Consider the following 12757-nt stretch of genomic DNA (forward strand, 5'->3'; position numbering starts at 1 on the left):
GCGTCGTCAGGTTGTGCAAAAAACACTCTGTTGACTAAAATTCCACACATTCATTACGGATATAATTTTAGGCAAACCTATGGCTGGGTATAATTTTAGAATTATTCTATCTCTGACTCTATGTTTAATTTTAATCGGCTGTAAGATGAACGATGCTGGTGATGACCTTCGTTCAGAAACACCGGCATTAACGTTAGATCAACTACAAAACACTAGTTACACTGAAACATCGAGAAACTTTGGTAAGTATGATTTAAAAACAGCTAACCACTATGTTTCGTTGAAGGTAAAAGGGCAAAGCATACCGACAGGTGTAGGGGTTTGTAATGAAGCAGTTAACGGGCTTTGGAAAGGTTTTAAAAACTTTTCAGGCGTAACAGAAGATAATGAATTCCTGATTACAAGTACAATTCGAGCTAAAGGAAAAGAGATAAGAAAAGATATACCAATACTTTTCATAGGAAAGTATGAACCAGATGGGAATGAGGGGACTAGGTGTGTAAGTTGGTTTAATTCAACTAGGATAACCGAGTTTTTCCGTTCAGATATGTCCGTTGCCTTTGATATAGAGTACTCAATTTACTCCAAGGAAAGTACTCAAGTTAACACCCTCAGTAAAATCTTAGAACTAGTCAACAAGTCTTCTTTTGGTGCTACCTCTTCAATACCTGTAGTATCAGCGTGGACTAATCAAGGGTTAAAAGATATTGCTGAAAGTTTTGATCTTGCTATTTCTGCCGGATTTACAACATCAAACTCCACTACATCAACTGTAACTCTTCCTCAAAGAAACTTTGATAATTATTATGATAAGTTTGAATTAGATATAAGTAAATTATCTCCTAGTTTAAATAACGCAAAGATCGCTATAGAACTAGAATACCAAAAGTCAGTCATAGGACAGTGGGACTTCACAACAAGTAGAGTAGTTTATCCAAATGACCCCTTTACCCTTTTATCACTTGTGACGTCATACACAGGCAACAATAGTTCTATTTCAGAACAATTAGATAGTGGTGCAATCGGAGTTACGCCAACTTCATTAGGCAGTTTAGAAGGCAAAGATGATCTCAATAAAATAAGGGGGGAATGTCGAAAACTAAATGAACACTTTTCTTCTAAAATCCCTTTATCTGAAGATGATCACCTTGTCATAATGTGGGCAATCATGAAGGAATATAGTAATTATGATTACGACGCAGAAATAAGAAATGATCGTTGCTTCACCGAAACAGTAAAAGGCTCGACTCAAGGCAGCGATATTGACCGACTTAAGTCTTTGAACCCAGACTTTACCTTTAGGTATATTCACACAAATGCAACTTGGAACTCGACTCTAAAAAGAATCAGGGCGAAGATGTCGAGTAGAGTTGATATGAATGAAATATTTGAAGTTAACAATTTTGAAATTTTGGTCTTAGACAACACTATTTTACCTTCACCACCTGAAGGTAAAAATAGTTGGGCAAGCTCTGGACAAGTTGGTGCAAAAAATTTATTGGAGCTTGTTCAATACCCTGAATGTTCGTTTGCATCTATATCGACAGAGACAGGAAAGAATGATTACTCAATAACAGCAACAAACTTAAGAGTATTAGATTATTATTCGAGAGGAAAAAACAAACCACAAAAAGGATATTTCAATCAAAATGAAAATGTTCAACTTTATATTATTCCTGCCGTAATTTATTTTCAACCTAATGAAAAAGAGCCTAAAATAAGAAAGGTAATACTAGGCAACATGAGATTAATTAGACATGAAGCTAATGTCCCTGACACTTGGCCAGAAAATATTAGCACTGGCTTATGTGAGCACTACCTTCGCCCAAACATTGTCACAGTTAGCAACAAAAAAGTGTAGCAACTACATACAGATCTTATAAATCGAATATCCATTGGAATTTATAACATTGAAGTTGTAAATGAGCCTTACAGGTTCAGAGAGACAGTTCGTTTGGCTCTTTTTCCATAAGGCGTATAACTTGTGACATCAATAGTCATTTAGTTGCTTAGATCAAATTACAATAAGTGAATTTAATATAAAATCGCATTCTATATTGTTATACACTTAAAGTAATTTTCATGATCGGTGCGACTTGGAAAAAGTGGGACTTGCATATACACAGCCCACTTACACATCAAAATAATCAATTCAGCGGTGCATCTCTTGATGAGTATGTCAACAAGTTAAACGAAGCTGAATTATCATTAGTTGGTATCACCAATTATTTCTACTTCGCGAACAATGAACTTGAACAGGTTCGTGAGGCTATTCATAGTAATGGCTTCAATATCAAAGTGCTCGGGAATTTGGAGTTTCGAATCTCCCAGCCAAACAAAGATAGTGAATTTATCAACATACACTGTGTTTTCGCAGAGCATCTTAGCACCACTCTGATAAATGATGTTATGTCCAAACTTAAAGTGAAGAATACAACCCAATCGAACGGCGCAATTTATTGTGAGCAAGCCAGCCTTCAGCAACACGGTGTGAAGGTAGAAGAACTCATGATTGATTATGCCGAACTTGAAGAACACCTTTCACAGAACTTCAAGCGAGGTATCGATTATCTTATGGTTGCTTGCCCTAATGGATATGGTGGATTCAGACCAGACGTTACTGAAGGTCGTTCTCTCGCCTTAGCCAAAGAAATCGATAAGTTTGGTGACTTTATTTTTGGTTCAACAGTAAAAGATCGAGATTTTTTTCTATCTGGTAGAGGCTCAAATCTACCACCGAAGCCTGTTTTTCTATGTTCAGATGCACATACAATGCAAAGTATCGGAACTCAACACTCTTGGGTCAAAGCAAGGCCAACATTTGAGGGACTCAGACAAGTTCTCATTGAACCAGAAGACCGCATTCAAATAGTGGATGACTTTGTAGAAAGAAGCTTCCAAAAGCCTCATTTCAAATCAATCACACTAAATGGGACTCTTTTCCCAAATCAGCCCCTACAGTTTAAATCAGCAACATTACCTTTAAACAAAAACATGGTTGCTATTATTGGAGGACGGGGAACCGGAAAAAGTATCCTGCTAGACTCTATTAGGTCTAAGTTCCCAAATAATCCAGCAACACCGGGCTTAAGAACTGTGGATGCTGGTGGTTTAGAAATAACGCTAAACCAAGGGGATGGCTCGGAGATACACTTCAATCAGCCCGCAAACGTCTATTCATACTTGCATGTTAGTCAGGGTGACATTCAGCATGTAAGCCAAAAACCGGACGAATTAAGCAAAGAGATTAAGCGAATGCTTGGTCTAAGTGAAGTTACGTTTGATCAAGCTCAAACACAGATAATTCAAAATTGCTTAGCAAACTATAGAGCTTACATTGACTATAGAAACACTACCGACTCTCAGGGAAACAAGATTAACGATGAGAGTTATCAGCAAAGTGTAATTAGCTACAATGTTGAGCTAATGAAGACTCTAACCAACCCTCAAAACCAAGGGTTGATAACGAAATATCAGGTTAATGTTCAAAGGATCAACCAGATAAATCAATTCATAGTTCAATGTTCGAACACGCAGAGTAACCTCAAACAATCTATTGATCCTTTGAACAATCATATTAGCATCATCAATGGGAACACTTTGCTAGCGTTGCGAGTTCCGTTTGTCGACTATTCTGCTACATCTGCAGCCCTTCAAACCAACATTGAATTGTCTCAACAAAACTTAGCTGCCCTATCCCAAGAGAACGAAGCAATAACTGATGAGTTTAAGAAGCAAGGCATCAATCAAGACATTTCATCTCTGCTAAACAAAGTTAATGAGTGTCAGACGCATATCGATCTAGCGAGCAACAAGCTAAAAGAAATCGGGGAAAGAAACGCTCAATATTTCGCTCTAGTAAGTGAACGCGTAGCATTTGCTCAAAAGTACCAAGTTTATCTAAGCAACCAAAAGTCAGAAGTAAATAATGCATTCACCAAGTTGGGGCAGGAACAAACAACATGGAACCAGGATCAGAATGCACTGGTAAAAGACATATTAACGGATATTAACATCTATGGTTCTCAGTCATTTAATCCAGAAGCATTCTATGCTGGTCTATTGGGCTGTCTCAACGGAGGAAAGTTTAGGGGAACAGCAAGCCAAAGTTCGCTGCACAAACTACAACAGACATTCAACGTTAACTCGATCGATGACTTCTTTAAGCTACTAAAGAATGAAAAAATAATCTTACTCCCTGAGTATGTTGATCCAATATCTTTAGAAGACTTCTGCTGGCAAAGTGACTACTTCAATCAAGCAGGCAGATTCGAACTATTGGACTACCTCTACAAGCCACACCGAATTCAGACATATCTGCATGTTAACGCTGAGTTCAACTACAAAGGCAAAACCGTAGACAAGCTATCCGTAGGACAACGAGGAACGTTCTATGTATGCCTCAAGTTGGCTACTGATCCGTTTGGCTCACCTTTCATTTTTGACCAACCAGAAGATGACTTAGACAATGACTTCATCATGAAGCAGTTAGTGCCTCTATTCCGAAGAATTAAAAAATATCGCCAAGTAATCATTGTCACTCACAATGCCAACTTAGTAGTGAATAGTGATGCAGAGCAAATCATTATTGCTAACAACGAAAGCGAAGTTCTAAGCTATCAGTCGGGGTCTGTTGAGGATGGTACTATTAATGAGACCGACAGCATCCGTACTCGTGTATGTGAAATTCTTGAAGGTGGTGGATATGCCTTTGAACAAAGGGAAAAAAAATACGGTTTAACAATAAATCGTTAAATATATCAACGAAAAGGGAGTTAACCAGAAATTACTGTTGGCTCCCTTACTTCCTAGTAATGATCAGTAATAAAGGAATGCTCTAACCTCCTTCCCTTTTCCACCACTTTCAACGATACTCTTGCGCCCTATTGTTCAGTTGGAAAACTTCATGCCTCAAGCTAACTCCGTTGTCGTACTCGACTTTGAAACCACAGGTCTGTCTCCGAATATGGGGGATCGCGCGATTGAAATCGGTGCGGTTAAGATCGTCGATGGTGAGGTGGTCGATAGTTTTCAGCAACTTATGAATCCTGGCTTTCGTGTGAGCTCATTTATTGAGGGCTACACAGGCATTACCAATAACATGCTGCGTACCGCACCAAGCTGCGATGAAGTGATGGCATCGTTCAGTGAGTTTATTGCGGGTGAGAATCTTATCGCGCACAACGCGTCGTTCGATAAGCGCTTTCTGGATGCGGAACTGGAGCGAATTAACTGCGGTTATTCTGGTGAGTTCGCGTGTTCTTTATTGGTAGCACGACGCTTGATTCAAGATGCACCGTCACACAAGTTGGGTGAGTTGGTTCGTTATAAGAACATCGAAAACGACGGTGTATTCCACCGCGCGTTAGCCGATGCACAGGTAACAGCCAAACTGTGGTTGCTAATGGTGGAAGAGCTTGAGCAATCGGGCATTGCAGCGCCAACCTTCAAGTTTATGCAGACGGTAAGTAAGACAGCAAAAGGAAAAGTGGATCAGCTACTGGCTAAAAGCCGTGCCTAATCCACTCGAGTATTCACGCTTCATCGTTCGAGAGTTTATCTCCAACGCTGGAGCGTTATTGCGGCACTCTATCCGAAATCACCTTGCCATCTTTGATGGTGATGATGCGTTTGGTGCGCTCTGCTAGGGCGTTATCGTGCGTCACAATGATCAACGTTCTTCCTTCGGCGTGGAGTTGATTGAACAAGGCTTCAATCTCTGCGCCAGATTTCGAATCCAATGCCCCTGTAGGTTCATCGGCTAAGATGATTTGTGGATCGTTCACCAAGGCTCTTGCAATCGCGACCCTCTGTTTTTGACCGCCAGAAAGCTGGTTTGGTTTGTGGTCGAGACGGTCTCCTAGCCCCACTTGTTCTAACAGCTTCGCGGCACGTTGACGGCGCTCTTTGGCTTTGACGCCAGAGTAAACCAAAGGCAGTGCCACGTTATCCAACGCTGTCGCGTATTCCAACAAGTTAAAGCTTTGGAAGACAAACCCAATCTTTTGGTTGCGAATACCCGCTAGCTCGTTCGCGCTTAAACTTGCCACATTTTGACCACCCAGTTGGTACTCGCCATCGGTCGGTTTATCTAGGCAGCCGAGCATGTTCATCAGCGTGGATTTACCCGAGCCAGATGGGCCAAGAATCGACAGAAACTCACCTTGATTAATGGTTAAGTCTACGCCGTCTAGCGCACGTACTTCCGCCTCTCCGCTTGAGTAGTATTTGCAGATGTTGGTTAGCTCAACAAGTGGTTTGTTCGACACCTTCTCTCCAGAATTCTTATTATTATTCACTTTGCAATGCCTCCAACGGGCTCACTTTCGCGGCTCGGTTTGCAGGTAACCAAGCAGATGCGACACCGATGATCACCAAGGTGGTAATCACAATCGCGACGACAATCCATGACAGCTCTGGGACAGGTTTGCCAAGGTGCTCATAGAATACGTTACCTTCTAGGTTGATGGCGCTGATTGCCGATACCAACGCGTAAGTCACGCCTAATCCCAATACGCCACCTAACATCATGGTCATCAGTGATTGGACCAAATAGTGCAAGCGAATCGCTGTTGGTGTAGCACCCACCGCCATTCGCACGCCGATGTCTCGGGTTGAACGCTTCACGGTCGCGTACATAACGTTGGCGATCCCCACGCCCGCAACGGCAAGGGTGACAAAGCCGATGATGCCAAGGAAGCTTTGCAGACCAATCAAGAACTGCTGCATGCTTTTCTGTTTGAGGAACATGTCTTCCACTTGCACCACTTGCTCATCACTGACACTAGCGCCATGTTTGCGAGCAATGACTTGGCGAATGGTCTCTGCGAGCTTTTTGCGGTCGGTGTTGGCTTGTGGCTCCACGTTGATGCCACCAATATCGCCATTGGTATGAAAGCGTTGCCACGTTGCTAACGGCACAAAGCTGGAATAGTTGATTTGGTCGCCCTGCTCAATCTCGGCACTGCTCTTCTTCAATACACCAATCACGGTGAATTCTTCGCTGCCGATCTTGACCTTTTCCCCCGCGGGATCGGTTTGCAGTGTCACTGGCGCAAACCAGCTGAAGTCATCGACAGGATTGAACAAGTCAGCCGCGAGCGAATAACCCAATACGACCACTTTGCGCATCTGCTTTTGATCGAGTGGATTTAACCAACGTCCGCCATCCATTGGGGTTAGGTTGGTCATTGACGCAAAATCTGTGGTGACGGCTAATGGTTCTTGCCATGAACCTCGGTCGCCCACGGTAATGCGCTCATTCCAAATAGCGGTCGGTGCGACGCTCTTCACCTCTGGAAGGGCTTTGACCACATCGGTATCGTCGACTTTTAAGGTTAAGAACTTACCTTGATGAAAAGCGCCATAATCGACCGTTGCCATACCACCCGTTAGGTAAATCAGGTTCCCGTTACCATTTTGCGCAGTTCTTAATACGCCCTGACGAATGCCCTCGCCCACGGCCAGCATTGCGGCGATACACAAGGTCGCCCATGCCACAGCAAGAATGGTTAAGCCTAAGCGAAGCTTTTCTGCCGCCATTTCCTGAAAGATTTGTCTCATTGGTAGCAACATGATTATGCCCTCGCGCTCAAAGCAATTACCGGAGTGAGTCGCGATGCTCGTCTCGCCGGGAAGTAAGACGCCAACAATGCCAGAACCAGCGTCACCAACAGTGACCAAGCAATGGAATCCGGTGTGATTACTGGGAAACCTAGCCACTCAGGCAAAGTGATAGAGCCTAACAGCGCCACCACCATATACGCGACTAACAGGCCTAGTGCCGTGCCGACAGCTACCAAGAACAAGCCCTCAAGAATGAACTGGCTAAGGATGGATTTTTGTGTCGCGCCTATTGCCAAACGCACGCCGATTTCTCGCGTTCGCTCTGTCACTGAGAGGAACATGATGTTTGCAACACCGAGTGCCCCAACAGCCATGGTCATTGCGCCACTTGCCCCAAGGAAGATTTGAATGCCTCGGAAAATACCCGTGATTAACGCAGCACCTTCACTAAAGTCCGGTAGGTTGATCGCTTCTTTATCGGTTGGGTCAAAGTGCAATTGTTTGGCGTAGAAGTTCACAATGGCTTGTCGGAAAGCTGAACCATTCATGCCTTCTTTTGGCTTAAGCAGTAGCATCCACGGTTTGGCATCCCACAAATCGAGATACGTGGTTTGCGGAATGAAGACTTTGCGGCTGTCGCCAAATGAAATGCCGGCATCTTCATCTTTGATGATACCAATCACCAAGAAAGGAATACCGTTCACTTTGACCATTTGTCCAATGCCAATTTCACCCATCTTGGCAATTTGATCACCAAGCACGGCAACACGCGTGTGGTTAGCGATATCAGTTGGTGACAGGTTGCGCGAGCCAGACTCCAACTTACGCTGAATGAGGGAGAAGTAAGACGGGTCAATACCGCTGACGTTACTGGTCAGGTTCTGCCCTTTGTCATTGGTGACGCTCGCATCCCATTTGGCATAAACGCTCGATGCCGCTTCGACAAAACCAGACTGCTTAATCATATCGACTTTGTCTTGCGGGATCTGAATTTGACGCCTTGAAGGTAAGCCGTGCCATGGTTTGCTGGTGCTCGACGGAAACGCGATTTGCACGTTGTTGACCATAAACGACAACTGCTGGGTTTGATGGCGATAAAAGCCCTCACCCAGCGCTATCAGCACCACCACGGATATCACGCCCCAAGCAATGGCAATGATGGCAAGCATGCTTTTCATGCGATGCGCCATCAGCGTTTGCCATGTTTGTTGCAATAAACTGGTCATGAATTAAAAGCTCGGGAGATCAGTGCCATGGTGTCGTCGTCTAGCTTACCTGCGGTTTGCAGCAGACCGATGCGCTGACGCCAGTAATTGTATAAGTTGCTTTGTAGGCTATTTTTGGCCTCAAACAAGTTGTTGTGCGCGCTAATGACTTCCGATACTTCTAACATCCCCGCATCGTAAAGTTTCTCTTTGCTGCGCAGCACTTTCTCACGAGAGATAACCAGTTCATTTGCCATCAAGACTTGGTTCCAGTTGATGTCGACTTGAGTAAACTGCTGGATAACGCGCTTTTGAATGTCGATTTCGACTCTGCGTAGATCTTGTTTGGCACTGAGGATATTCAAGGATGCTTCGTCGACTCTTGCACGCGTTGCACCATTTAGATCGATCGGCACGCTTAGAGTAATGCCTGCGTTGAATTCACCATCTTTGCGTCGGTCATCATCGTTGTAGCCGACGTTCCCTTTTACCGTTGGGTAGTAACCACCTTGAGCCGAGTCTTTAGCAAACTCACTGGCTTTCACGTTTTGCGCAGCCACCAACAACTCTGGGCTGCTGTCTTTGGCAAGCTTTAGCCATTGCTCTTGAGAGTCCACCATCATTGGCGGTTGAATAAGAGAATCGGTGCGAATTTGGTCAACGCTTTGTGGGATCTGATTGATCAATGCAGCAAGCTCAGCACGTTTGACTTCCAAATCAGATCTTGCGCTCAAAATCCCTGCTTTGTCTGCTACTTGAGTCGCACGGATCTCTTCGACGTCAACGGATTTCACCTTACCGGCGCGGTAACGCTTCTCGATGATCTTCAGCAGTTTGTTGCCTTCTTCCAATTTGGATTGCGCCAATTGCAAATCGCCTTGTGCGCTCGCGACATCCAAATACGATGAAAGCAGTCTTTGTGCTAATTCATTGTGTGATTGAGCCAGTTCTAATTGAGCTTTAATGTAATTGGCATTGGCTTGGTCTAGATCGGACCACAAGCTGCTGTCCCAAATGGTTTGAGAAAGCGATGCACCGTAGCTGTTGGTGTTATCGGCCGATTCACTCCAATCCGCCGATGCCGTCGCACTCAAACCTGGCAGTAATGAACTGCGGCTCGCATCCACACCGACTTCACCGAGTTGCACGCCAATCTTGGCTTTCTCGTAATTTGGGTCACTCTGTTTCGCTTGTTGCCATGCTTGTTCAATTGAAATCGCATAGCTTGGTAAGCTGAGTGTTGCGGCTAATATCGCGCAACCAATTCTAGACAAATGCAGCTTAGCCATACGCGGCTCCCATCATCATGCTGTTATCGATGATCTCTTCGTTTAGCTCAACGCCATCCAATACTTCTACATTGATACCGTCTGATAAACCAAGCTTCACTTTCTGTTTATGGAAGCCTTGTTCTGAGCTATCTGGAATCAACACGTTAGGTGTATCGCCATCAAATTGCAGCGCACGCTCAGGCAGAGTTAATACGTTTTCTGATTTCTTCAGCGTGATTTGCGCATTGGATGAGAAGCCTGAGCGAAGCAGTACTTCTTGTGGGATCTTCAGCTCGCCCACTTCCACTTCAAAGCCGTTATCAAAGCTTTTTGCCGACGCATTGCCTTCTGGCGAGTTTAGGTTCTCTGACTGAATCGCAACTTTGGTCAGCACGCCAGAGATTTCCACATCAGGATACGGCGCAACGGTCAGCAATACCGGCATTCCCGGAGAAAGCTGCGCTGCGTCATGCTCGCTTACGCTGCCTTTGAAGATCAGGCTGTTCATGTCGGCCAGAGACATCATTTCTGTCGCGGCTTGGCTAGATTCGGTTGAGATGATTGGCTCACCGACTTCCACTTTGCGGTTCAATACTGTGCCATCAATAGGCGCGTAGATGGTAGAGGTCAGACGCGCGTTACCGATCGATGCTTCACCGCTGCGGATCAATTCGAGGTTCTGGCGTTTTTGAAGCACGTTCGCTTGAGCCGATTTTACCGTCGAGCGCGCACTAACGTATTCATCGTAGTTGCTTGGAATGATGTCTTGCTTCACCAAGCTTTCTAAGTTGGCGAGCTTTTGCTTAGCGGATTCGAGGTCTGCTTCACTGCGCATCAAGTCCGTGGACGCATCCGTAAGTGCCTGTGGCGTCGGGTTCGGACGAACCTTAATCAATGGCTGGCCTTGTTTCACTTTCTCGCCAACTTGGACGTAAATCTCGCCGACAATACCGTCAATTTGCGACTTAATCGAAACTGAGTGTGCAGGGACAATATTGCCGACTGCGACCGCTTGTTTCTCAATGGTTCCCTTTTCCACTGCCAGAGTCGGAAATGCCTCTGGTTGAGCCGAAGATTGCAGATAGAAATACGCACCGCCGCCAAGCAATGCAACGCTCACAGCAGCGACAAGCCAAGTTTTTGCCATCATTGATTCCAATTATTGTTTTGTAGTCTTGTGACCATCTCATGAACATTAAGTTCTAAGGATATCGTGGTTTGAAGCCGCTAAGATTGTCATATTTAGTAAGGTTTTGTCAGGGCGCTTTGACAATAAGCAGGATGAATAGCTGAAATCGGCGTTAAACGGTTAGATTTTGTACTTGTTTGAGCAAAATGGAACTCGCAGAGATGACGCTAACCTAGAACCTAGAACCTAGAACCTAGAAATAAAGAGACAGAATAAAGAAAACCTCAAGCTCACGCGTAAATGAACTTGAGGTCTAGTTTTAAGCTTTGGGAATAAAGACTTAATGAATGGGCTTAATGAATTGCCGCCGTCGATTGAGTTTGGTTTCCGGTGACTTCTGCCAAGCTCTGCGTGAGTTGTTGGTAATACGGGTTCCAAGTCAATCTCGCGTAGACCTTGCCCTCTTCTTCATGTCCCCAAGCAGACCACCAAACTTCTCCGCCGTTTTCGCAGTAAGCGGTTGCCTTCTCGTCCATGCTATTCATACACATTCTGTGCTCGCCATGTTGGCCATAGTATGTGTTTTCAGGTGCGAACAACGGGCTCATGTGTGACCCTGTGCTGATTCGCATCGAGTCGAGTCTCATGGTCAGCGACGTTGCGGAAGGCAGCGCGATGTCCGATTCACCATACCAAAGCAGTTGATTGGCCGGGTTAACAAAACGCTCTTCGTAAAGGGTTTTGACGGCTTTTGGGTCAACCACGCTGTCGGCTTCGCTCAACACGATTAATGTTGGTACCTTAACGGTGTTTTCTTTGAGCAAGCTTCTTAGTTTGGTCGCGCTTTCTGAATACGCGATAGCCCCATTCAGCGGCGCAGAACTGTAGCGCGCTAAGTTATCTTCTTTGGTTGTATAGCCATCGACAAACAGTGAAGCGAAAGGCGCAAACTTCTCTAGTATCGGCGCTTTAGATTGAAAGCCCGGAGAGAACAGCAACAAACCGTCGACATTGCCTTGTTCAATGGCGTTGATGGTCACCAAGTTTCCACCAGTAGAAAAGCCGCCTAACCAAACTTCATCGTAATCTTGCTTTAGTAGCGCCGCATAGTGATCGACCATAGTTTGCCAATCATTGTAGGTTGGCAGCATAAGATCCGATGGCTTACTGCCGTGACCCGGTAGCAAAACGCTTTGCACGTAGAAACCCTGCGCTTGGAGTGTTTTACCAATGTCTGAGAAGCTATAAGGCGAATCACCCAGTCCATGCACGAGTAAGATCGCTTTGTTGGACTTGTGCTCTGGCTTCAACTCAAAAGGCATGTTCATCGCGATTTCTTTGTCATGATCATCACTGATATAACCACGATGTTCGACTAACCAATCCTTGGTCACCGACAAGTAGTCGCCAAATGTCGGTTGAATGTAGTTGTAGTACTGCTCTGATTGATTCAGCGCGACAGGCGGTTTTGACGCACACCCCACCACAGAAACAACCAGCCCGAAAAGCAGTGCCATAAGTACGATTGGTTTCATCTCTATACCCGTATAAAAAGAAGATATGAGCATAGTAAAGCGAGTTAAGCA

9 protein-coding genes are annotated in these 12757 nt (G+C 44.8%); 3 read left to right on the forward strand and 6 right to left on the reverse strand.

The features are described from left to right. Positions 1–79 precede the first annotated feature (79 nt). From VCHENC03_RS07790 to VCHENC03_RS07780, 3 genes are all read left to right on the forward strand, one after another. Positions 80–1861, forward strand: coding sequence for a hypothetical protein (locus VCHENC03_RS07790; RefSeq protein ID WP_009706960.1), 1782 nt, complete (start codon positions 80–82; stop codon positions 1859–1861). Between the two features lie 221 nt (positions 1862–2082). Continuing rightward, positions 2083–4755: a TrlF family AAA-like ATPase gene (locus VCHENC03_RS07785; RefSeq protein WP_009706961.1), complete on the forward strand. Its 2673-nt coding sequence runs from the start codon at positions 2083–2085 to the stop codon at positions 4753–4755. 151 nt (positions 4756–4906) lie between these two features. Continuing rightward, positions 4907–5521 carry a 3'-5' exonuclease gene (locus VCHENC03_RS07780; protein ID WP_009706962.1) on the forward strand — a complete coding sequence of 205 codons (615 nt, stop codon included), beginning with the start codon at positions 4907–4909 and terminating at the stop codon, positions 5519–5521. Between the two features lie 55 nt (positions 5522–5576). On the opposite strand, the gene VCHENC03_RS07775 is transcribed toward VCHENC03_RS07780, so the two are convergent. The 6 genes from VCHENC03_RS07775 to VCHENC03_RS07750 all read right to left on the reverse strand — a co-directional run bounded on the left by VCHENC03_RS07775 (position 5577) and on the right by VCHENC03_RS07750 (position 12706). Next, positions 5577–6269, reverse strand: a complete 693-nt coding sequence (locus VCHENC03_RS07775) for an ABC transporter ATP-binding protein (protein ID WP_009706963.1) — start codon at positions 6267–6269, stop codon at positions 5577–5579. A gap of 22 nt (positions 6270–6291) precedes the next feature. After that, positions 6292–7575: an ABC transporter permease gene (locus VCHENC03_RS07770; RefSeq protein ID WP_009706964.1), complete on the reverse strand. Its 1284-nt coding sequence runs from the start codon at positions 7573–7575 to the stop codon at positions 6292–6294. Positions 7576–7577: 2 nt separating this feature from the next. After that, positions 7578–8792 (reverse strand): ABC transporter permease, encoded by a 1215-nt coding sequence (locus VCHENC03_RS07765; RefSeq protein ID WP_009706965.1) that lies wholly within the window; start codon positions 8790–8792, stop codon positions 7578–7580. Then, positions 8789–10060, reverse strand: coding sequence for a TolC family protein (locus VCHENC03_RS07760; protein ID WP_009706966.1), 1272 nt, complete (start codon positions 10058–10060; stop codon positions 8789–8791). Before VCHENC03_RS07760 ends, VCHENC03_RS07765 begins: the two co-directional genes overlap by 4 nt. Continuing rightward, positions 10053–11189 (reverse strand): efflux RND transporter periplasmic adaptor subunit, encoded by a 1137-nt coding sequence (locus tag VCHENC03_RS07755; protein WP_009706967.1) that lies wholly within the window; start codon positions 11187–11189, stop codon positions 10053–10055. The genes VCHENC03_RS07760 and VCHENC03_RS07755 overlap by 8 nt, the downstream gene beginning before the upstream one ends. 335 nt (positions 11190–11524) lie before the next feature. Continuing rightward, the gene (locus VCHENC03_RS07750; protein WP_032802907.1) at positions 11525–12706 is read right to left on the reverse strand and encodes an alpha/beta hydrolase; all 1182 of its coding nucleotides are present in this window, start codon (positions 12704–12706) and stop codon (positions 11525–11527) included. Positions 12707–12757: the final 51 nt, after the last annotated feature.

This window comes from Vibrio sp. HENC-03, assembly GCF_000305755.2.
Taxonomy (GTDB): Bacteria; Pseudomonadota; Gammaproteobacteria; order Enterobacterales; family Vibrionaceae; genus Vibrio; species Vibrio owensii.

Coding starts and splice junctions, on each gene's coding strand:
- VCHENC03_RS07790 (WP_009706960.1), top strand. CDS start 80: ATGGCTGGGTATAATTTTAGAATTATTCTATCTCTGACTCTATGTTTA.
- VCHENC03_RS07785 (WP_009706961.1), top strand. CDS start 2,083: ATGATCGGTGCGACTTGGAAAAAGTGGGACTTGCATATACACAGCCCA.
- VCHENC03_RS07780 (WP_009706962.1), top strand. CDS start 4,907: ATGCCTCAAGCTAACTCCGTTGTCGTACTCGACTTTGAAACCACAGGT.
- VCHENC03_RS07770 (WP_009706964.1), bottom strand. CDS start 7,575: ATGTTGCTACCAATGAGACAAATCTTTCAGGAAATGGCGGCAGAAAAG.
- VCHENC03_RS07765 (WP_009706965.1), bottom strand. CDS start 8,792: ATGACCAGTTTATTGCAACAAACATGGCAAACGCTGATGGCGCATCGC.
- VCHENC03_RS07760 (WP_009706966.1), bottom strand. CDS start 10,060: ATGGCTAAGCTGCATTTGTCTAGAATTGGTTGCGCGATATTAGCCGCA.
- VCHENC03_RS07755 (WP_009706967.1), bottom strand. CDS start 11,189: ATGGCAAAAACTTGGCTTGTCGCTGCTGTGAGCGTTGCATTGCTTGGC.
- VCHENC03_RS07750 (WP_032802907.1), bottom strand. CDS start 12,706: ATGAAACCAATCGTACTTATGGCACTGCTTTTCGGGCTGGTTGTTTCT.